Origin of the sequence: Isoptericola halotolerans (genome assembly GCF_013149785.1) — a bacterium.
Classification (GTDB): Bacteria; Actinomycetota; Actinomycetes; order Actinomycetales; family Cellulomonadaceae; genus Isoptericola; species Isoptericola halotolerans.
In genome coordinates this window covers 166,109-191,863 of record NZ_JABEZU010000005.1, presented here as the reverse complement: position 1 = coordinate 191,863, position 25,755 = coordinate 166,109, and the positions used below count along the sequence as shown (strand labels likewise).

General features: G+C 72.3%; 25 protein-coding genes. 7 read left to right on the top strand and 18 right to left on the bottom strand.

The features are described 5' to 3' along the window. Positions 1–20: 20 nt before the first annotated feature. The 5 genes from HDG69_RS17825 to HDG69_RS17805 all read right to left on the bottom strand — a co-directional run bounded on the left by HDG69_RS17825 (position 21) and on the right by HDG69_RS17805 (position 6,134). Positions 21–683, bottom strand: coding sequence for a vitamin K epoxide reductase family protein (locus HDG69_RS17825; RefSeq protein WP_171785169.1), 663 nt, complete (start codon positions 681–683; stop codon positions 21–23). A gap of 137 nt (positions 684–820) precedes the next feature. Continuing rightward, on the bottom strand, positions 821–2,026 hold the full coding sequence (locus tag HDG69_RS17820; RefSeq protein ID WP_171785168.1) for an MFS transporter: 1,206 nt from the start codon (positions 2,024–2,026) through the stop codon (positions 821–823). Positions 2,027–2,132: 106 nt separating this feature from the next. Further along, positions 2,133–2,831: an iron dependent repressor, metal binding and dimerization domain protein gene (locus HDG69_RS17815; RefSeq protein WP_171785167.1), complete on the bottom strand. Its 699-nt coding sequence runs from the start codon at positions 2,829–2,831 to the stop codon at positions 2,133–2,135. Between the two features lie 52 nt (positions 2,832–2,883). Continuing rightward, the gene (locus HDG69_RS17810) at positions 2,884–4,554 is read right to left on the bottom strand and encodes a metallophosphoesterase family protein (RefSeq protein ID WP_171785166.1); all 1,671 of its coding nucleotides are present in this window, start codon (positions 4,552–4,554) and stop codon (positions 2,884–2,886) included. A 50-nt stretch (positions 4,555–4,604) separates the two neighbouring features. Beyond that, on the bottom strand, positions 4,605–6,134 hold the full coding sequence (locus HDG69_RS17805) for an MFS transporter (RefSeq protein WP_343036512.1): 1,530 nt from the start codon (positions 6,132–6,134) through the stop codon (positions 4,605–4,607). Positions 6,135–6,236: 102 nt separating this feature from the next. Between HDG69_RS17805 and HDG69_RS17800 the strand changes: the two genes are divergently transcribed. Then, positions 6,237–6,776 (top strand): TetR/AcrR family transcriptional regulator, encoded by a 540-nt coding sequence (locus HDG69_RS17800; protein WP_171785165.1) that lies wholly within the window; start codon positions 6,237–6,239, stop codon positions 6,774–6,776. A 570-nt stretch (positions 6,777–7,346) separates the two neighbouring features. Here the strand turns inward: HDG69_RS17800 and HDG69_RS17795 are convergent. From HDG69_RS17795 to HDG69_RS17775, 6 genes are all read right to left on the bottom strand, one after another. Beyond that, positions 7,347–8,189 (bottom strand): IS3 family transposase, encoded by an 843-nt coding sequence (locus HDG69_RS17795; RefSeq protein ID WP_425484054.1) that lies wholly within the window; start codon positions 8,187–8,189, stop codon positions 7,347–7,349. Continuing rightward, positions 8,189–8,494, bottom strand: coding sequence for a transposase (locus HDG69_RS19700; RefSeq protein WP_425484053.1), 306 nt, complete (start codon positions 8,492–8,494; stop codon positions 8,189–8,191). The genes HDG69_RS17795 and HDG69_RS19700 overlap by 1 nt, the downstream gene beginning before the upstream one ends. Before the next feature lie 442 nt (positions 8,495–8,936). Continuing rightward, positions 8,937–9,605 carry a hypothetical protein gene (locus tag HDG69_RS17790; RefSeq protein WP_171785164.1) on the bottom strand — a complete coding sequence of 223 codons (669 nt, stop codon included), beginning with the start codon at positions 9,603–9,605 and terminating at the stop codon, positions 8,937–8,939. Between the two features lies 1 nt (position 9,606). Then, complete coding sequence (locus HDG69_RS17785) at positions 9,607–9,975, bottom strand: hypothetical protein (protein WP_171785163.1); 369 nt, start codon at positions 9,973–9,975, stop codon at positions 9,607–9,609. Between the two features lie 382 nt (positions 9,976–10,357). Then, positions 10,358–11,149, bottom strand: a complete 792-nt coding sequence (ku, locus tag HDG69_RS17780; protein WP_171785162.1) for a non-homologous end joining protein Ku — start codon at positions 11,147–11,149, stop codon at positions 10,358–10,360. 45 nt (positions 11,150–11,194) lie between these two features. Continuing rightward, a complete protein-coding gene (locus HDG69_RS17775) occupies positions 11,195–11,416 on the bottom strand; it encodes an SCO4848 family membrane protein (RefSeq protein ID WP_171785161.1) in 222 nt (73 codons plus the stop codon). 123 nt (positions 11,417–11,539) lie between these two features. Between HDG69_RS17775 and HDG69_RS17770 the strand changes: the two genes are divergently transcribed. Then, a complete protein-coding gene (locus HDG69_RS17770; protein WP_216645877.1) occupies positions 11,540–13,168 on the top strand; it encodes an RICIN domain-containing protein in 1,629 nt (542 codons plus the stop codon). An 84-nt stretch (positions 13,169–13,252) separates the two neighbouring features. Here the strand turns inward: HDG69_RS17770 and HDG69_RS17765 are convergent, their stop codons facing one another. Genes HDG69_RS17765 through HDG69_RS17755 form a run of 3 tightly spaced genes read right to left on the bottom strand, consistent with a single transcriptional unit; the run spans position 13,253 to position 15,188 of the window. Then, the gene (locus HDG69_RS17765; RefSeq protein WP_343036511.1) at positions 13,253–13,939 is read right to left on the bottom strand and encodes a response regulator; all 687 of its coding nucleotides are present in this window, start codon (positions 13,937–13,939) and stop codon (positions 13,253–13,255) included. After that, positions 13,936–15,051 carry a histidine kinase gene (locus HDG69_RS17760; protein ID WP_216645876.1) on the bottom strand — a complete coding sequence of 372 codons (1,116 nt, stop codon included), beginning with the start codon at positions 15,049–15,051 and terminating at the stop codon, positions 13,936–13,938. The genes HDG69_RS17765 and HDG69_RS17760 overlap by 4 nt, the downstream gene beginning before the upstream one ends. Then, the gene (locus HDG69_RS17755; protein WP_171785014.1) at positions 15,039–15,188 is read right to left on the bottom strand and encodes a hypothetical protein; all 150 of its coding nucleotides are present in this window, start codon (positions 15,186–15,188) and stop codon (positions 15,039–15,041) included. Before HDG69_RS17755 ends, HDG69_RS17760 begins: the two co-directional genes overlap by 13 nt. Here HDG69_RS17755 and HDG69_RS17750 point away from each other — a divergent pair. The 4 genes from HDG69_RS17750 to HDG69_RS17735 are packed head-to-tail and all read left to right on the top strand — an operon-like array spanning position 15,187 to position 20,294. Beyond that, positions 15,187–15,921, top strand: coding sequence for an ABC transporter ATP-binding protein (locus HDG69_RS17750; RefSeq protein WP_216645875.1), 735 nt, complete (start codon positions 15,187–15,189; stop codon positions 15,919–15,921). The two genes, HDG69_RS17755 and HDG69_RS17750, sit on opposite strands and share 2 nt — an antisense overlap. Continuing rightward, positions 15,918–16,706 (top strand): ABC transporter permease, encoded by a 789-nt coding sequence (locus HDG69_RS17745; protein WP_171785158.1) that lies wholly within the window; start codon positions 15,918–15,920, stop codon positions 16,704–16,706. Before HDG69_RS17750 ends, HDG69_RS17745 begins: the two co-directional genes overlap by 4 nt. A 52-nt stretch (positions 16,707–16,758) precedes the next feature. After that, positions 16,759–19,317: an ATP-dependent DNA ligase gene (locus HDG69_RS17740; RefSeq protein WP_171785157.1), complete on the top strand. Its 2,559-nt coding sequence runs from the start codon at positions 16,759–16,761 to the stop codon at positions 19,315–19,317. Positions 19,318–19,370: 53 nt separating this feature from the next. Beyond that, positions 19,371–20,294 carry an NADP-dependent oxidoreductase gene (locus HDG69_RS17735; protein ID WP_171785156.1) on the top strand — a complete coding sequence of 308 codons (924 nt, stop codon included), beginning with the start codon at positions 19,371–19,373 and terminating at the stop codon, positions 20,292–20,294. Between the two features lie 31 nt (positions 20,295–20,325). Here HDG69_RS17735 and HDG69_RS17730 read toward each other — a convergent pair whose 3' ends face one another. Then, positions 20,326–21,153 carry a siderophore-interacting protein gene (locus tag HDG69_RS17730; protein WP_171785155.1) on the bottom strand — a complete coding sequence of 276 codons (828 nt, stop codon included), beginning with the start codon at positions 21,151–21,153 and terminating at the stop codon, positions 20,326–20,328. A gap of 80 nt (positions 21,154–21,233) precedes the next feature. Between HDG69_RS17730 and HDG69_RS17725 the strand changes: the two genes are divergently transcribed. Further along, a complete protein-coding gene (locus HDG69_RS17725; protein WP_171785154.1) occupies positions 21,234–22,034 on the top strand; it encodes a DUF2599 domain-containing protein in 801 nt (266 codons plus the stop codon). Between the two features lie 7 nt (positions 22,035–22,041). Here HDG69_RS17725 and HDG69_RS17720 read toward each other — a convergent pair whose 3' ends face one another. The 3 genes from HDG69_RS17720 to HDG69_RS17710 form a co-directional block, all read right to left on the bottom strand. After that, on the bottom strand, positions 22,042–23,100 hold the full coding sequence (locus tag HDG69_RS17720; protein ID WP_171785153.1) for a DUF2804 family protein: 1,059 nt from the start codon (positions 23,098–23,100) through the stop codon (positions 22,042–22,044). Positions 23,101–23,202: 102 nt separating this feature from the next. Continuing rightward, positions 23,203–24,186, bottom strand: coding sequence for a Rossmann-fold NAD(P)-binding domain-containing protein (locus HDG69_RS17715; RefSeq protein ID WP_171785152.1), 984 nt, complete (start codon positions 24,184–24,186; stop codon positions 23,203–23,205). 61 nt (positions 24,187–24,247) lie between these two features. After that, positions 24,248–25,594, bottom strand: a complete 1,347-nt coding sequence (locus HDG69_RS17710) for an MFS transporter (RefSeq protein WP_343036510.1) — start codon at positions 25,592–25,594, stop codon at positions 24,248–24,250. Between the last annotated feature and the right edge of the window lie 161 nt (positions 25,595–25,755).

Here is a 25,755-nt window from a genome sequence, read left to right as displayed (position 1 = left end):
CCGTGGTCGGGGCGCCGACCTCAGAACGAGTCGATCAGGCCTGGCCCCACGGCCAGCAGCAGCCAGGCGACCGCGACGACGTAGCCGATGGCCAGGATCACCCAGCGGTTGCCCACCACCAGGCGCCGCAGGCCCTCGCCGACGCGCAGGTGCCGTTCCTGCACCGCACGCACCACCTGCACCCACAGCAGCGGCCACATGGCGACCCACACGACCATGCACGCCGGGCACAGCCGGTACAGGGCGTAGAAGCTCGTCCACATGAGGAAGAAGATGAGCACCTGGCCGAGCGCGGTGCCCGCCAGCAGGCTCAGGTGGTACCAGCGCGGCAGGCGGGCCCCGGTGAGCAGCACGACCCCGGTGGTGACGACCACCGGGAAGGCCGCGACGCCGAGGAACGGGTTCGGGAACCCGAGGAGCGACCCCTGCCACGAGTCCATGGCGGCGCCGCAGTCGAGGAACAGGTTGATGCTGCACGAGGCGACCCGCTCCGGGTCCTGCAGCTTGAGGATCTTCTCGATCGCCAACCAGAGCGAACCGCCGAGCCCGACGGCGCCGAGCAGGACCAGCAGGATGCCGTAGGCCCGGGCGGACAGCCGTCGCAGGCCCGGCGAGGGATCCGCGAGATCGAGGCCGTCAGGGCTCGTCTGAGAGCCGCCGCTGCTCACCGTCGTGTCGGTCACGCGGGCACGGTACCGCACGGTCCTGGAAGGCATCTGGGAAGTCATCGATCAGGTCGGTAGCGTGCGGCCGGATCGGCACGGTGGCGTACCGATCCGGCCGCGCACGACCGACCTGATCGGTCGGCCGAGGGGTGCCGTCAGACTGAGACCGGTACCGGTGCCCCCCGTGACCGCATCGAGGCGAGCACGATCACCAGGCCGACGAGCGTCAGCACCAGTCCCGTCCACGCGGGAGCCACGTAGCCGTAGCCCGCGGCGATGACCAGCCCGCCGAAGAACGCCCCGCCGGCGTTGGCCAGGTTGAGCGCCGAGTGGCACAGGGCGGCACCGAGCGACTCCGCCCGGGGCGAGAGGTCCATGAGGCGGGTCTGCATCGCCAGGCCGAGCACCTGCGAGGTCACCCCGAGCAGGAAGAGCCCGGCGACGGCGCCGATCACCGACTCGGCCGTCAGGGCGAAGAGCACGAGGGCGGCGGCCGTGGCCAGGAACCCGCCGATCACCGTCCCCGGCACGGAGCGGTCGGCGAGCCGCCCGCCCACCAGGGTCCCGACCGTCATGCCCACGCCCATGGCGGCCAGCACCCACGGCACGGCCCCCTCGGTCATCCCGGTGACCTGGGTGACGGTCGGCGCGACGTAGGTGTAGACGGCGAACAGGCCGCCGAAGCCGATCGCGCCGGCCCCGAACGCGACCCACATCGGCCCGTTGGCCAGTGCACCGAGCTCCTGACGCACGCTGGACTCGACCGGGCCTCGCTCGGGCACGAACCGCCACAGCCCGAGCAGCGCGACGCCGCCGAGCAGCCCGATGAGCACGAAGGCCACCCGCCACCCGAACTCCTGGCCGACAGCGGTGGACAGCGGCACGCCGACGACGTTGGCGACGGTGAGCCCGGTCATCATCACCGCGACCGCGTGGCCCCGGCGCCCTGGGCCGGCGACCGAGGCACCGACGGCCGCACCGACACCGAAGAACGCCCCGTGGGGAAGGCCGGCGAGGAAGCGGCCGACCACCAGCCACTCGATGCTCGGCGCCGCGGCGGAGACCACGTTGGCCACGGTGTAGAAGCCCATGAGCCACAGCAGCAGCCGACGCCGCGACATCCGTGCGGCAGCCACGGTCAGCAGCGGCGCGCCGACCACGACGCCGACGGCGTAAGCGGTGACCGCGTGCCCGGCCACCGGGTCGGTGACCCCCAGGTCCGCCCCGAACTGCGGCAGCATGCCCATGGTGGCGAACTCGGTGGTGCCGATCGTGAAGCCGCCGAGGGCGAGCGCGAAGAGCGCCCACGAGGCGGGTGTGAGGCGCCGGTGCGCGGCAGGGCGGGAGGGAGCCAGGGTCACGGGGGTCCTCGAGGGTCAGGCGTGCTCGAAACGGGTCAGGCGCGCTCGAAACGATTCGACGGCGCATCGCAGTGATCGCGAGCACGCCGTCGGGGATGCGCCCAGCCTACGCGCGAACCACCCGGATGCGCGAGGCTGCCAGGTGACCCAGGTCGACGGAGACCGGCTCGCCGGCAGCGGCCGTCCACGCCACCGTCAGCGTGCCGGCGTAGTCCCGCCGCCGGACCACGGAGACCTCCACGTCCAGGTCGAGCCCGAGACTCGCGAGATAGCGCAGGGCCTCGGGGTCGGCGTCCGAGATCCGGGCGACCACACCACGCTCCCCCTCGGCGAGGTCCGCGAGCAGGACGGCGTCGGGCCGCGCGACCCGGCCGTCCGCCGTGGGGATCGGGTCGCCGTGCGGGTCTCGGTCGGGGTGCCCGAGCCGGGCGCTGATCCTCTCGACGAGGCGGTCGGAGACCGCGTGCTCGAGCACCTCGGCCTCGTCGTGCACCTCGTCCCAGGTGTAGTCGAGCTCGCGCACCAGCCACGTCTCGATCAACCGGTGGCGGCGCACCATCGTCAGCGCGTGCCGTCGTCCGAGGTCGGTCAGCCACACCCCGCTGTACGGCTCGTGACCCAGCAGACCCTGGACCGTGAGTCGTCGGACCGTCTCGGAGACCGTGGACGGCCCGACGCCGAGCCGGTCGGCGAGCAGCCCCGTCGTGACCCTCTCGTCGCTCCACTCCTGCGCGGACCACACGGCCTTGAGGTAGTCCTGCGCCACGGGCGTGAGGTCGGCCGGGTAGGTCTCGGTGTCGGTCACAGCTCAAAGCCTACGCGGCGGCACCCGCCCCGAGGTCGCGCCGGAGCCAGCCTCACGGCGCGACCGGGCCGTCGAGCGAGGGCGACCCCGACGGCGCGGGCTCCTCGTCCTGCTCGTCGCCGTCCGGCGGCGAGAACGGTGGGACGGCGTCCTCCAGCTCGCCCACCGGGGGGACGACGACGGGCATCCGTTCGCGGTCGTAGACGGTCGCCTCGCCCGACGGCGTGACCGCGATGACCTGGACGTCGAGCCACTCGCGCGTGGTCGTGTCGAAGCGCAGCAGGGTCATCTCCGCGGTGCCACGCAGCGGTCCGACGGTGGGCTGGCCCGACGCCGCGCCCGCCGTGCTGGCCGAGACGTAGCGGATCCCACGGCCCACCTGCACCGGCCCGAAACGCTGGTGGGTGTGCCCCGAGACCTGCAGCGGGACGCACCCGGCGTCGAGCGCCGGCAGCCCGACCACCGGGGTGTGGACCAGCAGCAGGTCGGGGTCCTGCTCGCAGGCCGCGGCGGCCAGGTCGGCAGCCTGCTCGCCAGGGGTCCGTTCGCGCGCCACCGCCGTGCCCTCGCCGATCCGGGTCTCCAGAGCGTCCCGGTCACCGAGGATCCGTACGCCCGCGACCTCCACCGTCCCGCCGTCGAGGATGGTCTGGCCGTGCGCTGCCTCCTGCTGGGAGGTGATCACGGAGTCGTGGTTGCCGTCCGCGACGACCATGGGCACGTCGCCGACGGCGGAGGCGAACGCGTCGACGCAGACCTTCTCCACGGCGGTGCCGTTCATCGTGGTGTCCCCCGCGTTGAGCACCACGTCCGCACCCGAACGCTGCACCGCCTCCTCGATCACCGTGGACATGCCCGTGTTGCAGTGCAGGTCGGCGACGACCAGCATCGACACGATGCCCTCGCCGTCCTCGCCGCTGACCGGGTCGGGCGGCTCCTCGCCCAGGTTCGTCCGCACGGCATGCCGGATCTCCCAGGAGTTCCACGCCTGCCCCAGGTCCGCCCGAGCGGCCTCGTAGAAGGCTTCGTTCTCGTCGTAGAGCGCCACGAGCTGGCCACCGTAGGTGTCGATGACACCCGCGAGGCGACCTGTGATGCGCGCGCCCTCCAGGGCCGTCCCCTCGAACACCGCCGAGGCAGGACGGCCCTGGCGTGGGCCGTCGACGTCCGCCGAGACGAGCGTGGTCCCGACGAACGCGACGATGACGACGCCGGCGGTGAGCTGCCACGTCCGCGGCGCGAGCGAGGCGGAGAGCTGGCGGCGCCGGGCTTCACCCAGCAGCACCCGCACGCCCCAGCCCACGAGCACCACCCCGACGAGGGCGAGCCCGGCCCGTCGGGCCGCGTCACCCAGCAGCGCCACCGTCACCGCGTCGATCGTCACCTGCGGGCTGTCGTAGAACTGCAGGTAGCCGTCCAGGTCCCCGACCAAGCGGTCCAGGGTCGACGACGCGCCGACGGCCGACAGGTCCGCCGGGATCTCCTTGACGGTGACGTCCACGCCGAGCCCGAGGGGCAACGGCGAGTCGATCTCCAGGGTCCCCAGCGGGCCGAGGTCGACGACCACCAGGCCGTCGGTGTCCACGGAGTACTCCGCCTCGTGCGGGCCGAGGCTCAGGGTGGCCGACGCCGTCGTGATGCCGAAACCCACGCAGGCGATCACGGCGGCGAGGGCTGCGAGGGTCCAGCGCAGCCAGCGGGCAGGAACGGGTCTGTCGTGCATGGTGGCCCCACCTTCACCGACGAGGGGGTCCCACCACAACCCGGCTCACCTCAGCGGCGTGTCTCACGCAGCGTGAGCAGGGCGACGACCGCCGCGACGAGGGTGAGGACCACCCCGATCGTCGCCGTCGTCCCGACACCGCCGGCGAACGCCTGCTGGGCCGAGGCCAGCAGCTCGGACGCCGTGGCGGCAGGCAGGCTCGCGGCGATCTCGGTCGCACCGCCGAGGGTCTCGGTCGCTGCGGCGGCGTCGGCCGGCGAGACACCGTCCGGGACCACCACCGACGCCGCGTACGAGGCCGTGAGGATGCTCCCCAGCACCGCCGTGCCGAGGACGGCACCCAGCTCGTACGCCGTCTCGGAGATCGCCGACGCGGCTCCGGCCTTGGCGGCCGGCACGCTCGAGACGATCATGTCGTTGCTCACCGTCTCGGCGGCGCCGATGCCCACGGAGAGCACGACGAACGCCACGACCAGCGGGGCCAGCGCGCCGGACCCTCCCAGGAGCGCCACCAGCAGGTACCCGAGCGAGGACAGGCACAGGGCCGTGGCCACGACCCGCTGGGCGGGCAGCCGGCGCACCACGCGGACGACCGCGAGCCCCGCGACCACCATCGCGACGGTCCCGGGCAGCAGGGCCAGACCGGCGTTGACGGGCGCGAGCCCGTGCACGAGCTGCAGGTCCTGGGAGACGAAGAACAGGAAGCCGACCAGCGAGAACACGCTGAGCAGGTTGACCACGACGCCGCCGCTGAAGGCGGGCACCCGGAACAGCCGGACGTCGAGCATCGGCACCGGGCGGCGCAGCTGGCGCCGCACAAAGGCGTACCCGCTGGCGAGCCCGACACCGGCGGCCACCAGCGCGGCCGGGGTGACGCCGTACGAGGCGGTCTCCTTGATCGCCCAGACCAGCGGGGTCATCGTGACCATGGCCAGGGCGACGGACACGGGGTCGAGCGGGCCGGGGGCCGGGTCCTTCGACTCCGGCAGCACGATCGGTGCCAGCACGAGGAAGACCACCAGCACGGGCACGGCCAGCAGGAAGACCGAGCCCCACCAGAAGTGCTGGAGCAGGAGCCCGCCCACGATCGGGCCCAGGGCTGCTCCGGCCGCCCAGCCGGTGGCCCAGATGGCGATTGCCAGCCGGCGCTCCTCGCGGTCGACGAACACGTTGCGCAGCAGCGACAGCGTCGACGGCATGAGCATGGCGCCGAAGAACCCGAGCGCGGCACGGGAGGCGACCAGGGTGCCGGCGGTCGGCGCGAAGGCCGCGACGGCGGAGACCAGGGCGAAGCCTACGGAGCCGATCAGCAGCAGCCGACGGCGGCCCAGCCGGTCTGCCAGGGAGCCCATCGGGACGAGCAGCCCGGCCAGGACGAGCGGGTAGACGTCGACGACCCACAGCAGCTGGGTGCCGGTGGGCCGCAGGTCGGCCGAGATCTGGGGCAGGGCAAAGCTCAGGACGGTGTTGTCCACGGACACGAGCAGCACCGGAAGCATGAGTGCGACGAGGGCGGCCCAGCGCCGGGGGTAGGGGGCGGGGGCCTGGAGCTGCGGTGTCGTCACCGAGATGGTGGTCACGACGTTCCTCTCACGACGATCGACGGCCAGGGCGACGCTGCGCGCCGAACTTCTGTACCGTCCAGACGGTACAGTAACGTCTCGACCGCTAGTCTGACAACCATGCCTCCCGCCCCTGCCGCCCGAGCCAAGGTGCTGCACGCCTTCGCCGAGATCCTCGTCACCTCCGGGGAGCGTTCCGCCACCCTGGAAGCCGTCGCCGAGAGCGCCGGCGTCTCCAAGGGCGGCCTGCTCTACCACTTCCCCACCCGCGACGCCCTGGTCGACGGGCTCGTCCAGCACCTCCACGAGCTGATCGCCGCCGACGTCGCCACCATGAAGGCCGCGCCCGAGGGCCCCGTGGCCTACCTGCTGCGCAGCTCGCTGGACGTGGGCGGAGAGCTCGACCTCGCCTTCCGTGCGGTCTCCCAGCTGGCCCAGGGATCGGCGCCCCACGCCCGCAGCGCCCTGGACACCGCCCACGACACGTGGACCGAGGCCATCGCCGTCGAGGTCGAGGACGCCCCGACCGCCCACGCGATCATGCTGATCAGCGACGGCCTCTACCACCGCAGCTCGATCGGGGCCCAGTCCCCCGACCTCGACGAGCTGCTGCACATCGTCGAACGCCTGGCCGCCTCTCCCCGCACGACGGCGGGCTGAGGTCAGGCGCGGCGAGGCCTCAGGGGTCCAGCTGCCGCCCGGGGGTATCGCCCGCCGCCTCACCCGCTCCGAGAATCCTGCGGTGCGCAAGATCCTCGACGTCCAGGATCGCCATCGCCGACTGAACGGATCGACCGATCCGCGCGGTGCCCGTACTACCCGTCACCAGCTACCGCGCCCTGGACCCGGCGGGGGGGCACCACCGAGGCGTGCCCCCCGGATCCGACGTCACGCACCAGCCGGTCCGCGGCGCCGGCGCCACCGCCCAGGCCATGCCGACCCAGGGAGAAGAAGCCATCCACGACCAGCACCGCGCGTGGTGGCCGCCACGACGATGGCGCAGAACGCCGCGCGCGTCTTCGTCACTGGCGCCGCAGACCTGGTCGTCGCGAATGCCAGGAACTTCCGGCTCGGAATCGCCTGGGCTCAGGCAGAGCACGAGCATTCGCTACGGCGAACGCCTCGCCGAGATTGGTGCGGTCCCCTCGATCGGGACCGGTCGGCGACTCCTGAGACAACGCGTTGGCCGAGTGGTGTGCCCCGGCTTTCGTGGAGCCGGGTTGCTGGAATCTAGGCCACGGTGATCGTTGCTGTGTTCTCGAACTCTACGGGTGTCAGCCAGCCGAGGGCGGAGTGCCGGCGCTGGCGGTTGTGGAAGATCTCGAGGTACTCGAAGATCGCGTTGGCGAGCTCCAGGCGGGTGCGCCAGCCGCGTCGGTTCAGGAGCTCGACCTGCATGCGCGACCAGAAGCTCTCGATGACGGCATTGTCGTAGCAGTCACCGATCGATCCCATCGAGGGCACCAGGCCGGACTCCTTGGCCCGGGTGGTGAAGGCCCAGGAGCCGAACTGGACGCCGTGGTCGGAGTGAATGATCGTCCCGGCCGGTGGCCGGCGGTTCTCGATGGCCATGCCGAGCGCGTTGGCGACCAGCGCCGCGGTGGGCGACGAGTCGATCGACCACCCGACCACTCGCCGCGAGCACACATCAAGCATGACGGTGCAATACACCTTGCCCTCCCTGGTCGGGTGCTCGGTGATGTCGGTGACCCACAGCTCGTCGCCCGCTCGCGGGCGAACTGCCGATCGACGAGGTCGTTCGAGATCAGGTCCGGGCGGGTCCGACGCCACTTCGGGCGTCCGCCCCACGCCCTTGAGCCCGGCACGAGCCATGAGCATCTCCACGGTCCCGTGCCAGACCTGGACGCCGTGACCCTTGGTCAGCTCAGCGTGCACCCGCCGGGCGCCGTAGACACCCCGCGAGGCGGTGTGGATGGTGCGGATGGTCTCGGTCAGCAGAGCGTGCCGCACCCGGCGGGCCGATGGTGCTCGCACCCGCGAGGCGTAGTAGCCCGACTCCGAACAGCCCAGCACCCGCGCCGCGGGCTGGACCGGCAGGCCTTCGTCGGCCATCACCGCGATCGCTGCGAACCGCCTTTTGGGGGCACCACCTTGCCCAGCCGCTCACTCGCACGCCGGTGGATCGCCAACTCGGTCTCCAGCTCGGCGATCCGCTTCCTGGCCGCGGTCAGCTCGGCCCGCTCCGTACTGGTCAAGCCCGGCTCAAGGCCCTTGTCGATGCGGTCCTGGCGCCGCCAGGAGTAGATCGTCTGATCGCTGATCTCCAGATCGCCCGCCACGTCCGCGACCTTGCGGCCCGACTCGAGCAGGTCCAACACCTTGCGCCGGAACTCCGGCGGATACCCACGACGTCCCACGAGGCCCCTCCTACAGGGTCAGGTGGCACAAGAATCCAGTAATCCGACTCCATCGAACGCGGGACACACCAGAGCCTCCACTGAACCCAGGGCGCAACAGTCGCCTTTCGAGCCTATCCGGAAAGACGAACTCCGCACAAGCCAAGGATCAGACCAGAATCCCAACCTCAAGAAAATAGACCATCCATCGCGATGGATAATATACCTATTGTCATGAATGCCGCCCCGACGATCGCAGTCCGCCTTTGCATATCGATACCCATGGGCGCCTCTTTTACCGACTTTGCAAGCGGGCGAGGAAGCCAGCGGTCCGACATCTGGTAGAGTTTGGCGCCAATTGCTTTTCGGAACGCCAGGCAAACTATGCCAAACATGACCATTGCCAAGCTAGCTACGAGCACGACAGGTTCCACAGTTCAACTCGATTCCATCATCTTGCAGATCAGTGTTGTGTCCAGTACTTGCCCGACTCAATATGCGCACCGTACTGCCAGCCGAGACCAATTCCGGCCGAGTCCCACTGGTAGGCAGGCAGCACCTCCAGAACCGGCGCCGCCGCACCCTCTCCCTCAGCGACAACAGTGACGCCAACCTCGTCCGAACCGACCTGCACCAGCTCCAAACCTTGACCAGTCGAGATCTCGAAGCCCAGACCGTCCTCACCGACCATCGCCAGCACAGCATCGGCGGCACCCGGTGTGCCCAGCACGAGCACCGGGGTCAAGCCGGTCGTGTCAGGAGAGATGCGCACCACGAGCTCCGCGTCCTCGATCAGTGCACCGTCTGCGTCCAGCACCGGATAGACCGCGCGATTCTCCTGGACCGTCGGCTCACCCAGGCCGACCGTCACAGCCAGGCCGAGATCACCATCCTTCGTCGCCAACGATGCGAACGACTCGCCCGGACCCGTAGCGCCAGCCAGCTCCATCTCCACCACCGGCGACACCACCCGCAGGCCACCCTCACCGTCCACCTCGAGGCGAGGATCCACCGGCTCCCAGGCACCGCTGACATCGGTCCGCTCCGCCACGACCGTCGTGTCACGCACGAACCGTCCCTGCGGCGTGGCGTAGACCGTGTCCCACGGCGACAGCTCATCCAGGATCAGCACATCATGGCCACAGCTCGCAGCGATCCAGAACGCCTCGGGGGGGCGATGCCGCCTCCTGCACGCACTGCGGGGGCTCGATCGGCTCGTCCCACTCCTCGGCGGCATCGTCCACCTCGGGTGACCCCGGGTCCTCGTCACCGACATCCGGCATGAGATCGAGGACCGCCTCGGCAGCGTCCTCCAGGACATCGCCGACAGACACCGTGTCGGACTCGACCCACGGCCTGTCCGCGGCCTCCGGCTCGCCCACGTCCGCGCTGGCGTCCGTCGCGACGAAGACCAACGCCACCGCCAGCGCCACGGCCGGCCTCCATCGTCGAGAGGAGGCCTTCTCCCCCACTTGCCGTGAACCAGCCATGACGTGCTGCACTGCACACTCCGGTCATCGTCGATAAATCAGACACTTCGATGGAGGCGAAGGTAACGAGATGACCACCTCGCGTCAAGGTTGCGTTCAGGCTCTGATGCGTCGACGATCACCGGAGCCTGCTCGCGCAGCCACGAGCGGCGCACTTCCAGCCCGTCTGCACCATGGCGCCGCGCACTGGCGCTACGCTTCCCTCGAACGTCCGTACGGGGCCCGTGTGCCGCCGTCGGGCACCGCCTCGCAGCCGAGAGCGATCCAGGGTGCCGCACCGCATGGCGCGCACGAAAGCAGCCCAGGGTCGCCGCCATTCACCATGGACCGCCGTCGATGAGAACGGACTTCGGCAGCCCTTCCGTCCGTACTGGCCGAGAGGTCTGCCCCAGCCTCAGCCCGTCTTCTTGGCCCCCTCGACGCTGCGCCGCAGCGCGTCCATGAGGTCGATGACCTCGCCGCCCTCGCCCTCCTCCTTCTCCCCGAAGGTCTCGGCCGGATCCATCGTGTCGCCCTTCTCGATCTTGGCGTCGATGAGCTGCCGGAGCTGGACCTGGTACTCGTCGGTGTAGTCCTCCGGGGTGAAGTCGGACTCGTAGCTCGACACGAGCTGGGCGGACATCGCGAGCTCCTTGTCCGAGACCGAGACCGAGCCGTCCAGCGAGGGAAACTCGGCCTCCCGGATCTCGTCGGCCCACAGCAGCGTCTGCAGCGTCAGGACCTCCTCGCGGACGCGGAGCGCCGCGAGCCGGGTGCGCTGCCGCAGCGCGAACTTCACGATCGCGGTGCGGTCCGTCTCCTCCAGCGTGCGGCGCAGGAGCACGTACGCCTTGGGGCTCTTGGAGTCCGGCTCGAGGTAGTAGGTGCGGTCCAGCAGGACCGGGTCCACCTGGTCGCTGGGCACGAACTCGACGACCTCGATCTCGCGGTTGCTCTCGGCCGGCAGCGCGGAGAAGTCCTCCTTGGTGAGGACGACGACCTGCTCGCCGTCCTCGTAGGCCTTGTCGATGTGCTCGTACGGCACCGTCTCGCCGTCGAGCTCGCAGACCCGCCGGTAGCGGATCCGGCCGCCGTCCGCGTCGTGCACCTGGTGCAGCGGCACGTCATGACCCGACGTGGCGCTGTACAGCTTCACCGGGACGTTGACGAGGCCGAACGTCACGGCACCCTTCCAGATCGCCCTCATGACCCCATGGTCACGCGCAACGCGCGTCCGCGCAGGACGGGTCGTTCAGGCGACGAGTCCGAGCACTCCCACGACACCGACCAGCAGCGCCAGAACCACGGAGACCACCACCAGGACGGCGTGCACGGTGTAGAAGCGGGTGGGACGGCCGGCCTCGTCGCGAGCACGCGGGTCCTTGGTCACCCTGCGCCAGAACTGCGGCCACACCACCAGGTTCCACACCGCAGCGACGAGCAGGACGAGGGACCACACCAGAGGGATCTGCACCCGCCCATCGTCCCACGGGCTGAGACAGCGCTTTCCTCCGGCGACGGTCTCCCCATAGATTCATCGTTGTAGAGCCGCGGCGAGGGGGCCGCGCGGCACGCCTTCGATGCAAAGGAGCACGACGTGCGAACGATCGCTTTCCCGAGCAACACCCCGTGGCGGAGCACCCGACGGCTGGTGGCGTCGCTCGCCGCCCTGCTGGTCGCCGTGGCGACGCTGACCGTCGTCGGCGCGCCCGCCGCCCGGGCCGCCACCATCGACACCTCCGCCGAGTACGTGCTGGTCAACCGGCACAGCGGCCTCGTGGCCGACGTGCTGAACGCCTCGACCGCCAACGGTGCCGAGATCATCCAGTGGCACCGCACCGATGCCGCGTGGCAGCGGTGGCGCTTCGTCGACGCGGGGTCCGGCCACTACCGCATCGTGTCGGTCCACTCCGGCAAGGCGCTCGAGGTCTGGGAGCGCTCCACCGCGGACGGCGCCGAGATCCGCCAGTACACCGACAACGCGGGCGCCAACCAGCAGTGGCGTCCCGTGGACACCTCCGGGGGCGTCCAGCTCCTCAACCGGCACAGCGGCAAGGCGCTCGAGGTCTGGGAGTGGTCCAGCGAGCCCGCCGCGCGGCTCAGCCAGTTCACCTCGCTGGGCGGGGCGAACCAGGTGTGGGACCTCGTGCAGGTCGGTGGTGGAGGGTCGACCGAGTGCGGCGCCGGCTCCTTCACCACCGAGGCCGTGCAGTCCGGCTCCACCTGGACCGCCCGTCGCGGCGGCACCACCCTCTACACGGGCAGCGACATGGTCGCGGCCGTCCGCGCCGCCGTCGGCGGGCTCACCGCCGGGCGCACCACCCAGCAGCGCGTCGTCGTCCGCGGGTCCGGCTCGATGCCGGGCTCCACGTCGATCAACCTGCCGAGCCACACCTCGCTGGAGGTCTGCGGCACGATCAACGTCACCGGCTCGGCCACCGCCAACAACGCCGCCATCCGCATCCGGCACGCACGCGACGTGTCCGTGCCGCACCTGTCGCTGACCGGCGCGCCCTACTTCGGGATCTGGGTGCGGACCTCCTCCGACGTCCACCTCGGGCAGATCGATCTGCGGATGTCCGGCGGGCACGGGCTGCGGATCGACTCCCGCGACAACGACGCGGTGCGCGAGGCCCGCAACATCCGGGTCGACAACGTGTACGTCTCCGGCACCGGGTCGCACGGGGTGGAGACCTACGGCGTGGACGGGCTGACGATCGGCACCGTGACCGCCCGCAACACCGGGTACGCGGGCCTGCTGCTCAACGACACCGTCAACGCCACCGTCGGGAAGGTCGACGGGCAGGGGGCCGGGACCGGCACCGGGTACGCCGCCTTCCGGATGGCCAACCGCAACGGTGCCGTCGGGAACAGCTACCCCACGAACATCCGGGTGGGCGAGGTCGTCGCCCGCGGCGGCGGCCGGGGCATCTTCTGCGTCTCGCAGTCCGGCGGGGTGGAGATCGGGCGCGTGGACATCGCGAACACCGGCGGCGACTCCATCCTCATCGAGAACTGCTACAACGTCACCATCGCCTCCCAGGGCGGCACCGTGTCCGGCCCGGGCGGCATCCGCATCGCGGCACGCTCGGAGTTCGCGAACACCCGGGACGTGACGTTCTCGAACCTCACGCTCAACGGGGTGACGCTGCGCGAGTCCCCCTGCGCGGTCAACACGCGGGTCAGCAACATCACCTGGAACAACAGCAGCAACCAGACCTGCTGAGCACCCTGTTGTGGGCGGGAAATCTGGGCCTAAGAAGGGTACGCACCGGGCGTATCGGGCCAGATTTCCCGCCCACAGCACGGCTCAGTGGAGCAGACCGTGGTGCAGGGCCCGCAGCACCGCCTTGGTGCGGTCGGTGGTGTCCAGCTTGAGCAGCACGGCCGAGACGTGGTTCTTCACCGTGCCCGGCGCCAGGTGCAGCACCTCCGCGATCTCCCGGTTCGTGCAGCCCTCGGCCATGAGGCGCAGCACCTCTGTCTCCCGCTCGGTCAACGGCTGCACGAAGGCCTCGTCGACCCCCTCGCGTTCCTGCTCCGGCAGCACCCCGGACCTCACCGCACGCGTCAGCCGTGCGGTCACCGACGGCTGGACGTGCGTCCCACCGTCGGCCAGCGTGCGCACCGCACCCGCGAGCTGCTCGACGGTGACGTCCTTCAGCAGGTAGCCCTGGGCGCCGGCACGCAGCGCGGCCAGGACGAGCTCGTCGTCGTCGAAGGTCGTCAGCACCAGCACCGGCACCGCCAGCCCACGACGGCGCAGCTCACCCAGCGCCCACAGCCCGTCCGTCCCGGGCATGCGCAGGTCGAGGAGCACCACGTCCGGGCGATGCTCCACCACCGCGTCCACCCCGGTGGCACCGTCGTCCGCCTCGGCCACCACCTCGAGGCCACCGGCGATCTCCAGCAGGCTCCGGATACCGTGGCGCACCAGGGTCTGGTCGTCGACGAGCACCAGGCGCAGGTCGCGCCCTGCCCCCGGCCCGCCCGTCACGAGCGCACCCGCTGCGGCATGGCCACCTCGAGCCGGAAGCCCCGTGACCCGTCGAAGCGCACCGCGCCCCCGAGCGCCTCGGTGCGCTCGACGATCCCGCGCAACCCGTTGCCCGGTGTCACCTGCCCGGCCGCGTACCCGTCGTCGTGTGCGACCAGCGTGAGCTCCTCCCCGCGCGCCGTGACCTCGATCGTCAGCACCGATGCCTCCTCGGCGTGGCGGACCGCGTTCGTCGCCGCCTCCTGCGCCACCCGGATCAGGGCGGCGGTCTGCTCCTCGTCGGCGACGACGTCGTCGGCCACGGACACCTCGATCCGTGGCTGCGGCACCGCGGCGGCGACGGCGTCCAGCGCCTCGCGCAAGTCGGGCGCCCGGCGGCGCAGCTCCCCCACGGTGGCGCGCACGTCGCCGAGCAGCTCGCGCGCCGTGCTGCGGGCCCGCTCGATGTGCTCGGCCTGCGCCGTGCCCGCGCGGTGCGTCGCCGACTCCAGCTCCAGGCTCAGCACCGCGAGCTGATGCCCGAGCAGGTCGTGCAGCTCGCGCGCGATCCGCAGCCGTTCCGACGCCCGGCTCATCTCGTCGCGCAGCACCGTGGCCGCCGCAAGCTCCGTGTGCGCGACGGAGAGCTCCACACGCATGCGCTGCTCACGCTGCAGCGCGGCGCTGACCAAAGCGGCGGACACCTGCAGGAGCAGGTACAGGCCGGCGCCGAGGACGAGCTCCGCCACCGGCAGATCCCCGCCCCGCTGCTGGGCGCCGAGCACGGAGGCGACCAGCAGGATGCCCGTGTTGACGGCGATCACCGCCGCCGTCACCCGCCACGACGCCAGGTAGGTGCTCAGCGCGGCCCCGAACACCAGGATGATCGGCAACCAGCCGGCCCCCGGCCACCCGATGATCAGCACACCCGCGAGCGCCGTCTGGACGGCGACACCGACCACCGTCCCGCGGGCGTGCGGCTTCTGCACCATCACCCAGAAGGTCGACGCCAGGTAGGTGACCGCTGTGGTCCACCAGACCCACGGAGCCACCAGGTGGTCCGGCCCCTCGACGAGCAACGGGACGAGCAGCACGACGCACACGCACACGCCGAGCACCGTCAGCCCTGCCACCGTGTCTGCCCCTGGTCGTCGCACCGTTCCACGCTACGGCAGGTCAGGTCGGTGCGGGCGTGCCAGAAGTCACGGGTGGCGGTCATGACCGGCGGCACGCGCGCCCGCGGCGGCACCGCTCCTAGCGTCGTGGCCATGACAGCGATACGAGCGACGAACCTGCACAAGGAGTACCGGCGCCGCGGCCGGACCACCGTCGCGGTGGACGACGTGAGCCTGCACGTCGAGGTGGGCGAGATCGTCGGGCTGCTCGGCCGCAACGGGGCCGGCAAGTCGACCACGGTCGACCTCGTCAGCGGGTTGCGCGCGGCGGACGACGGTACGGTGCGCGTCCTGGGGCACGACCCGAGGGTGGACCGGGCCAAGGTGCGCGGCGTGCTCGGCGTCCAGCTGCAGCAGCCACGGCTGCACGACGCGCTGACCGTGCGGGAGCTGGTGCGGCTGCACCGGTCGTTCTACCCCACGGGGCGTGACCCGGACGAGCTCGTCGAGGCCATGGGGCTGGCCGACCGGCGCGACACCCGCTTCGAGAAGCTCTCCGGCGGGCAGATGCAGCGCGTGTCCATCGCGGTGGCCCTGGTGGGCAACCCGCGGGTGGTGATCCTCGACGAGCTCACCACCGGCCTGGACCCCGAGGCCCGGCGCGGCATGCTCGACCTGGTGCGCGGCCTGCGCGAGGACGGCACCACGGTGCTGCTGGTCAGCCACCACATGGACGAGGTGGAGAAGCTGTGCGACCGCGCGATCGTGCTCGACGCCGGGCGCGTCATCGCCGACAACACCCCCGCAGGCCTCGTCACCGACGCCAGCCTGCCCGCGGACGCCGGCCTCGAAGAGGCCTACCTGACCCTGACGGGAGCCGCACGATGACCGACACCCTGATCCCCCAGCTGCCCGAGGTCCGTCCCGGTGCCCGGGCGTGGCTGGCCATGACGGTCGCCGAGGCGAAGATGGTCGCCCGCGACACCGGTGGTCTGGTCATCCCGCTCGGCATGCCGCTGCTCATCCTCGTGATGAACGGCATCGCGTTCGACACCGACGAGGTGATCCCCGGGACGGGAGGACGCACCGCGTTCGACCTCTACGTCCTGCCGATGACCCTGACCCTGGTGATCGCCACGGTGGGGGTCATCAACATGCCGAGCTTCGTGGCCGGGTACCGGCGCACCGGCATCCTGCGGCGGCTCGGTGTCACCCCGGCCTCGCCGGCGATGGTGCTCGTCGCCCAGGCCGCGGTCGGGATCGTCCAGATCGCCCTCGGCATCGCGATCGCCCTGACGCTCGCCCTCACGACCTTCGACGCCAACCCGCCTGCACACCTCTGGGCGGCGCTCGGTGTGCTGTGCCTCGCCGTCGCCTCGATGTACGCCGTCGGGATGCTCGTCGCCGCGGTCGCTCCCACCCCCCAGTCCGCGCTGGCGCTCGGGCTCATCGCCTTCTTCGCGATGGCCGCCGTGGGTGGCATGTTCGGACCGCGGGAGAACCTGCCCGACGTGCTCGCCGAGGTGGGCGGCGTGCTGCCGTTCGGTGCTGCCGTGGACGCGCTCGGCGCGGCGTGGGCCGGGCAGGCCGTCCCGGGCCAGACGCTGGTGGGGATGGCGACGGCCACCGTCGCGGCGGGAGCCGGCGCCGCCCTGTGGTTCCGCTGGGAGTGAGGGCCGGGCGGCCCGGTGTGCACCACCCGGCCACCCGGGCGACCATGGGCGCATGACAGCCGACGTCCCCCGTGCCGGGCGGTCGCAGACCGTCTCGGTCGAGGGACGTCGGCTGCAGCTGACCAACCTGGACAAGGTGCTCTACCCCGCCGCCGGCACCACGAAGGGCCAGGTCCTGCACTACCTGGCCCAGGTGGCGCCCGCGCTGGTGGCGCACGCCGCGCACCGGCCGGCCACGCGCAAACGCTGGCCGAACGGTGTGACCGGCCAGATGTTCTTCCAGAAGAACCTCGACGCCTCGACCCCCGAGTGGGTCCCGCGGCGCACCATCCGGCACACGTCCTCCACCAACGACTACGTGCTGGTCGACGACCTGGCCACGCTGACGTGGCTGGGCCAGACGGCCACCCTCGAGATCCACACCCCGCAGTGGCAGTTCGGGCGCACCGGCGCGCCGCTGGCGCCGGACCGCCTGGTCCTCGACCTCGACCCGGGTCCCGGCGCGGGCCTGCCCGAGTGCGCCGAGGTCGCCCGGCTGGCCCGCGACATCCTCGTGGGCATGGACCTCGAGCCGCTGCCCGTGACCAGCGGCTCCCAGGGCATCCACCTGTACGCGGCGCTCACCGCGGCGCACGGCGAGCTGACGTCCGACGCCGTCTCCGCCGTCGCCAAGGAGCTCGCCCGTCACCTGGAGTCCGCCCATCCCGACCTGGTGGTCAGCGACATGAAGAAGTCGCTGCGCACGGGCAAGGTGCTGGTCGACTGGTCGCAGAACAACGGGGCCAAGACCACGATCGCGCCCTACTCGTTGCGCGGGCGCGACGAGCCGACCGTCGCGGCGCCGCGGACGTGGGAGGAGCTGGACGACCCGCACCTGGCCCAGCTCGGCTACGCCGAGGTCCTCGAGCGGCTCGAACGGGACGGCGACCTGCTGGCGCCGTTGCTCACGGGGCACCTGTCCCGCCTCGAACCCACACCCGAGCGGCTCGCGTCCTTCCAGCGGCTCGAGACCTACCGGTCCAAGCGTGACCCGGGCAGGACGCCGGAGCCCTTCGGGCCGGGAGCCGGGCGCGAGGCCGGAACGACACCGGCCCCCGCGAGCACCACCACCGGCCCGTCGTTCGTCATCCAGGAGCACCACGCCCGGCGGCTGCACTGGGACTTCCGCCTGGAGCACGAGGGCGTCCTCGTGAGCTGGGCGCTGCCCAGGGGCGAACCGACCGATCCTGCGCAGAACCACCTCGCGGTACAGACGGAGGACCATCCGCTGGAGTACGGGGGCTTCGAGGGCACGATCCCCGCCGGCGAGTACGGCGCCGGGGAGGTGACGATCTGGGACTCCGGGACCTACGAGCTCGAGAAGTGGCGCGAGGGCAGGGAGGTGATCGTCACCCTGCACAGCGAGCGCCGCGGGTCGCGCCGGCTCGCCCTGATCCACACCGGCGGACGGGACGGCAGCGAGAACGGCTGGCTGATCCACCGCACGAAGGCCCAGCCCGACGGCGAGGGCCCGGCCCGCGAGCCGGACACCACGTCACCGGGGGCAGGGCGTGAGGAGGCACGGCCGTCGTCCGGTGCTGTGCCCGGTGCTGTGCCGGGTCCCGCACCTCGCCCGATGCTGGCCACGACCGCCTCGCCCGCGGAGCTGGCACGGATGGGCGCCGACGAGTGGGCGTTCGAGGCCAAGTGGGACGGGTTCCGGGCGATCGTCGAGGTGCTGGCCGCCGAGGACGGCGACGCACCCGCGCGCGTGCGCCTCACCTCCCGCTCGGGGCGCGACCTCACCGCCACGTTCCCCGAGCTCGCCGGACTGGCCACGATGGTGCCGGACGACGAGCTGCCGATGGTGCTGGACGGCGAGGTGGTCGCGCTGGACGCCCAGGGGCGGCCGAGCTTCCGGCGCCTGCAGCAGCGCGCCAACCTGGTCCGGCCGCGCGACGTGGAGCGGGCCCGTCGCGGCGTCGGCGTGGACCTGGTGCTCTTCGACGTGCTGCGTGTGGCGGGTATCGACGTCGTCGACCATCCGTACGACGAGCGCCGGGCGATCCTGGCACGGGTGGTGACGCCCCGTCCTCCGGTGCACGTGCCGGACGTCCTACCCGGCAGCGCGCAGGAGGCCATGGCCGAGTCGCAGCGCCTCGGGCTGGAGGGAGTGCTGGCGAAGCGGCGCACCTCCCCGTACGCCGCCGGGCACCGCTCCCGCGACTGGTTGCGGGCCAAGCACGTCGCCGTGCAGGAGGCCGTCGTGGTGGGCTGGCGTCCGTTGCGCAGCGGGACGCCGACGGAGGACCCCCGGTCGGTGGGAGGCCTGCTCCTCGCCGTGCCCGACGACGGCGGCCTGCGGTTCATCGGACGGGTCGGCACCGGGTTCCGGGACACCGAGCGCCGCGCGTTGCGGGACGTGCTGGTGGCAGCAGAGCGCACCGACCCGGCCGTCGCGGACGTCCCGGCCGTCGATTCCGCAGGCGCCCGCTGGGTCGAGCCCACCGAGGTCGTCGAGGTGGCGCACGCCGGCTGGACCGGCGGGACCCCGGGCGCGGGGAGCCTGCGGCACCCGGTGTGGCGAGGACGGCGCGCGGACAAGCGACCGCAGGACGTCCGGGTGGAGTGAGGTGCTGCGGGCACGGCCGGAATGCGACGGAGCGGTGGACGGTTGCCCCGGGTATGCGAGCCATCACCTACAGCACCTACGGCGACGCCGACGTCCTCGAGCTCACCGATCGGCCGGACCCGCACGTGGGCCCCGACGTCGTGGTGGTCGGGGTCCGAGCCGCCTCCGTGAACCCTGTCGACTGGAAGGTCCGTCAGGGCTATCTCGACGGGCTCCTGGACGCGCAGTTCCCGGTGGTCCCGGGCTGGGACGTGGCCGGGGTCGTGGAGCAGGTCGGCCTGGACACCCCCGAGCACCAGGTGGGCGACGAGGTCTACGGCTACGTCCGCACCGACGTCGTGCACGGCGGTACGTTCGCCGAGAAGGTCGCCGCTCCCGTGCGCACGCTGGCGCGCAAGCCGCGCTCGCTGTCGTTCGAGGAGGCAGCCGCCGTCCCCCTGACCGGGCTGACCGCCCTGCAGTCGATCCGGCGGTCCGGGGTCCGCGACGGCCAGACGGTGCTCGTCCATGCCGCCGCGGGTGGGGTGGGCAGCTTCGCCGTGCAGATCGCCCGGGCCCTCGGCGCACGGGTGATCGGCACCGCGAGCGAGGCGAACCACGAGTTCCTGCGCTCGCTCGGCGCGGAGCCCGTGACCTACGGTGACGGGCTCGCCGAACGGGTGCGCGCCCTGGCGCCCGACGGGGTCGACGTCGCGCTGGACTACGTGGGTGGCGACGCCGTCGCGGTCTCCGCGGAGGTCCTGGCCGACGGCGGCACGATCACCTCGATCACGGACCCTGCGGCCCGGGACGAGCACGGCGGTCACTACGTGTGGGTGCGGCCCTCCACGGCGGACCTGGACGACCTCACCGCGATGTTCGACGCCGGCACGCTGCGGGTCGAGGTCGCCCGGACCTACGACCTGGCCGACGCCGCCGACGCCCACCGGGCCAGCGAGGACGGGCACGTGCGCGGCAAGATCGTGGTGCGCGTCTGACCGGGGACGTCGAGCGAGCGCGCGCCGACGGTCAGCTCTGCGCCGCCCTGCCGTGGCGCCAGTAGCCGACGAAGTCGACGTGCGCCTTGGGGACCCCACGGTCGTTCACCAGGTGCCGTCGCACCCCCGTGGCGAGTCCGGACTCACCGACCGCGAACGCGTACACGGCCCCTGCCGGGAAGCGCGCCTCCCGCACGACGGCGAGCGCCGCCGCACCGGGCACGGCGGCCGGGTCGGCGCGGTCTCGCTCCACCCACAGCAGCTCGATCCCGTCGGGGACCCGAAAGTCCTGCTTGTCGTCGGCGGTGGGGACCTCGACGACGGCGATGCCGCGGGCGTCGTCCGCCAGCGACTCGCAGACACCTGCCACGGCGGGCAGGCCCGACTCGTCCGCCACGAGCAGCGTCCAGTCGTGCTCGTGGCGCGGGTTGTAGCCGATGCCCTGGTCGAGGATGCCGACGCTGTCACCCGGCCGGGCCGTCTCGGCGAACGTTGTCCCGGGCCCGTGCGGCTCGTCGTCCGCGCCGTGGACCACGAAGTCCACGTCGATCTCGTGCAGGTCGGGCCGGGATCCCCGGATGGTGTAGCTGCGGACCCAGGGGCGCTGCGACCGCGGCGTGACGAGGTACTGCGCGTACCAGCCGAGGCTGGAGGTGCGGGTGGGCAGGCGCATGGCGTCCTGGCCCGGCCGCGGCAGGAAGAGCCGGAACCACTGGTCGTGACCGCCGAGGGTGAGCTGACCGATCCCCGGGCCACCGAGGGTGACGCGGACCAGGTTCTGCGACATGCGCTTGGTCGTGACGACCTCGGCGACCAGCACGTGCGGCTCGACCGGACGGCGGCCCTTGTAAGCACTCATACGGTGAGGTTAGGCGAACCTCACCCGTTTGCCCAGGGGCCGTTCACCGACCGGACGCCCGCATGCCCCAGACTGGTGCGGTGAGCTCCCGTCACCGCCCTCGCCAGGTCTCGCCCCTGCTGGCGGTCGTGCTGACCGTCACGGCGGGTCTCACCGCCTGCACGTCCGGGGGCACGACCACGACAACGCCCGACGACCCGCCCGCTCCGGCCGCCCCGTCGCCGTCGGCCCCCTCGCCGACGCCCTCGGAACCCTCACGGCCCGGTACCCCCGTCGACCAGGAAGCGAGGCACGTCCGGTCCGGTGACGTCGAGCTCGTCGTCTCCTCCACGTCGGCGCCCGAGGTCGCCACGGCACCGGGGGCGGTCCTCGTGACCGTCGACGTCGGTCCCGACGCACCGGCCCTCCTGACCACCGACGTCGGCACCCTGGACCTCCACCCGGACGGGACGGTGACCGTCCGCGACGACGACGGCACGGCGATCGCCGCCCTGACCTCGCCGTCCGACGGGGCGGACCTCGCGGTGGTGGACGGAGGCGTCCAGATCGTCGCCGACGCGCCGGGCCGCACCACCACGACCTTCGGCTCGCAAGCGGTGGCGGGCACCGACTGGGGCGACCGGGAGGGCGGCCGCTCCCTCGCCGTCTCCCCCGCCGCCTGGGCACGGGGCGCGGGGGCCGCGGGCGAGGAGCTCGTGTGGACCGAGCTGGTCGCGGCCGACCCGGACGTCGACACGGCGACCATGCGCGACCAGCTCACCTGTCACACTCTCGGCGCGCCGGACAAGGAGACGTGGAACCTCGAACCGTGGCGTCCCGACGTGGGGCTGGTGGCCGTGCTCGCGGCCCGGTGCAACCCGACGGAGGACCAGTCCGGATGACCAGGACTCACCACCGCTGACGGACGTCCTCGGCCCACCCCTCCAGACGTCCGACGTCCAGCCGCTCGCCGGAGTCTGTCGTGACCCACCCCGACCACCGTCCGAAGCACTGGTCCGTCGCCGAGGCGACGACACCGAGGTTCGTCCGGCTCACCCGGTCGAAGAAGGGTGCGAACGACAGGTCCAGACGTTCACCCCGCACGTGCCAGGGCCGCAGGTAGGCGTGCGGGTCGAAGGACCACTCGAGCTCGTCGTGGATCTTGTGCAGCCGGCCGTCGACGAACACGGCGTTCTCCGTCGTCGGGCCCTGGCGCGTCCACGACCCACCGAGCTGCAGCCCGACCCGGCGCTCCCGCCCCGCGGCGTCGCGCACCGTGCCGAAGCCGACGCCCCACTGCCACGACACCGAGTACGGCCAGCGGCCGCGACCGTGGTCGTGCACCGCCCACGCCGGCCCGGCGATCGCGTGGCTCGTGCCGTCGACACGCAACGACCCGCGCACGGGACGCCCGACGTCCTTGACGGTGTACTGGAAACGACGCGACGACCAGGGGACGACGACTCCCAGCACCTCGTGCGTGGCCGGACGGGCGATGACGACGTCCAGCTCGACCCTGGAGGTCCGGGCCCGCAGGCGGGTCGCGGGGCGGTACCCGCTGTGCCCGCCGCGCTCGGCCGGCTCGGCGGTCCGGTGCGCGTCGTCCACGGCGATCTCCACGCGCCGCGTGCGCGACCGCACCGCGCCGCCACCGATGGTGCCGGGCAGCTCGGCCGTCCCCGACAACGGAGCGACGACCACGTCGTCCGTCTCGATCCCCGTGGAGCGCTCCAGGACGTACACCTGGTGCAGGGCCGCGTAGTCGAGCGCCGCGGTCGTCACCGCGACGACGTGCGTCGGCGTCATGATGCCCCAGTACTCCCACCGTTTGTCGCGCCCCCGCCGTCGCCCACGGCCGATGCCCGACGTGTCGTGCAGGGGCTCGCGGGTCCAGCCCACGGCGTCGGGGTCCAACGAGCCGTCGGGCAGGCAGAGCTGCACGCCGGCGGTGATCTCGTCCTCGGTCACCGTTCGACGGTAACCGTCCCCGGCTCTCCGACACCCCTCGAGAGGTGCAGAACGCCAGGTCCGCCCCCGTTTTCACCCGCACCACCCCGCGCCGGGCGCGCGTCAGGCGCGTCCGAGGATCTCGTCCTCCTGCTCGACCGTCAGGCCCGTCACGGACGCCGTGGGGTCGGCCCGCAGCCACGCCAGGACGTCGCGGGCGGTGTCCTGGACGGACCGCGGTCGCAGACCGGCGGCCAGGGCGGGAGCGGCGTCGTGCGCCGCGAGCCCGTCGTACCGCGGCCGAGGCAACCACAGCGGGACCGACCGCTCCCCCGCCCAGGGCCGCACGTCGTGCGCGACGAGGGTCGCGTCGTCGAGCCATCGCCAGCGCGGCGAGGCACCGCAGCCCCGGGCGACACCGTCCAGCACCTCCCCGAGCGGAGTCACCGGGCCCACGGCGTCGTACGTCCCCACCGTGCGCCGCTCGGCGAGGTCGACGATCCACGTGGCGAGGTCGCGGACGTCGAGCACCTGCACCGGATCGGCCGGCCGGCCGGGGGCCAGGACGTCCGCCGACCGCGGGTCCTCGAGCACCCTCCGCATCCGCGCAGGCCAGTAGGCGAAGCGCCCTGTGGGGTCTCCGGGACCCACGATCAGCCCGGGACGGACGACGGCGGCGCTCGCGACGCCGTCGCGCACCAGCTGTTCGCAGGCGATCTTCATCGCGCCGTACGTCTCCGGCCCCGCGGGACCGACGTCCGCCGGCTCGGGGTCGCGCAGCCTCCCCGCACCCGGTCCCGCCGGGTCAGCGTCGTCGGCGTAGACGTTGATCGTCGAGACCAGCACCCAGTGCGCGCCGGGCCAGGCGGCGACGGCCCGCCGCACGTGCGACGGCGTGCCGGACACGTCGACGACGGCGTCGACGTCCTCGGCCGCGACGTCGACCGGGACCGGGTCCGCACGGTCCAGACGCAGGTGCCGGACGCCGTCGGGCACCGGGCCGGACCTCCCCCGGTTCACGGCGGTCACGTGGTGCCCCCGGGCCACCGCCTCGGCCGCGACCGCCCGGGACAGGAACGCCGAACCACCCAGCACCAGGAGTCTCATGCCTGCCACCCTGGACCGTCCGGGCCGTCGCGGCACGCCTCTTCTGCCACCGGCAGAAGGATCAGCCGCCGGTACGCGGCGTGCGATCGTCGCGGATCCCCACCATGCTCACCAGGCCACCGACGACGAGCAGCACCGCGGTGACCACCAGCGCACGGTGGAAGGAGGCCACGTCGAGCACCCCGCCGAGGATCACGCCCGCGAAGGCGATGACCACCAGCCCCGCCACCCGGGAGACCGCGTTGTTCACGGCCGAGGCGATGCCCGCGTCCGACGACGGCACCGACCCGAGGATCGCCGCGGTCAGGGGCGCCACGGTGACGGCCAGGCCCAGACCGAACACCAGGATGCCGGGGAGCACCTGCGTGACGTAGGTGGCCTCGGCATCCATGGTGAGCATCAGCAGGAAACCGCACCCGGCGACCACCGGACCGACGGTCATGAACCAGCGGGCGCCGTAGCGGCCGGCCAGGGTGCCGAAGCGCGTGGAGAGCAGGAGCATCGCGAACGTCGTCGGCAGCTGGGCCACCCCCGCGGCCGTCGCGGAGTACCCGGCGACCTGCTGCAGGAACAACGTGAGCACGAAGCCGCCGAAGGCCAGGGCGCCGTAGACGGCCGCCGTGGCGAGGTTGCCCCACGCGAAGTTGCGCACCCGGAACAGGCGCAACGGCAGCATCGGGTCGGCGGACCGCCGCTCGACGACGACGAACGCCACGAGCAGCACCGCCCCGACCCCCACCATCGGCCAGATCTGCTCGATGAGCCCCAGCACCGCGGCCGCCAGCCCGAGGGCTGCGAGCGCCGCGCCGAGCAGGTCGATGCGCCGTCCGGCGACCACGCCCGACGGCGGCACGCGCCGCAGCAGCACCAGGGTCACCGCGACCACCGGCAGGTTGATCCAGAACACCCAGCGCCAGGAGACGAGGTCGACCAGGCCGCCGCCGACGAACGGGCCGACGATCATCGCCGTGCCGGTCCACGCCGTCCAGGTGCCGATCGCGCGCGCCTGGGCGGGGCCGTCGAACGTCGAGATGATGAGCGCGAGCGAGCTCGGGACCAGCAGCGCCCCGGCCACCCCCTGCAGCAGGCGTGCCACGACGAGGACCGGCCCTGTGGGTGCCACGGCGCACAGCACCGAGGCGACGGCGAAGCCGACGAGCCCGACCCGCAGGATGCGGCGTCGCCCATGCACGTCGGACAGGGACCCGGCGAGCAGGATGAACGACCCCAGGGTCACCAGGTACCCGTCGACGACCCACTGCTGGAGCGTCAGCCCGGCCTCGCCCGGCCCGCCGAGCTCCTCGGCGATCGCAGGCAGCGCCACGGTCACCACGGTGCCGTCGAGGAACGAGACGAACGAGGCGAGGATCGCGACGATCAGCACACGTCGCCGCAGGGGCGTGTCCACGCCGGTCACGCTACGGCGGCCGCGCGGCACCGGCCATCCGTGCGGCAGGACCGCAGGGCCTCGGGTCGCCAGCTGTGGCGAGGCGGCCGGGTCACGACAGGAGAGACCACGTGCTGCAGTCGACGACGATGATGCAATGGAAGAAGACGCTGCCGGCACTC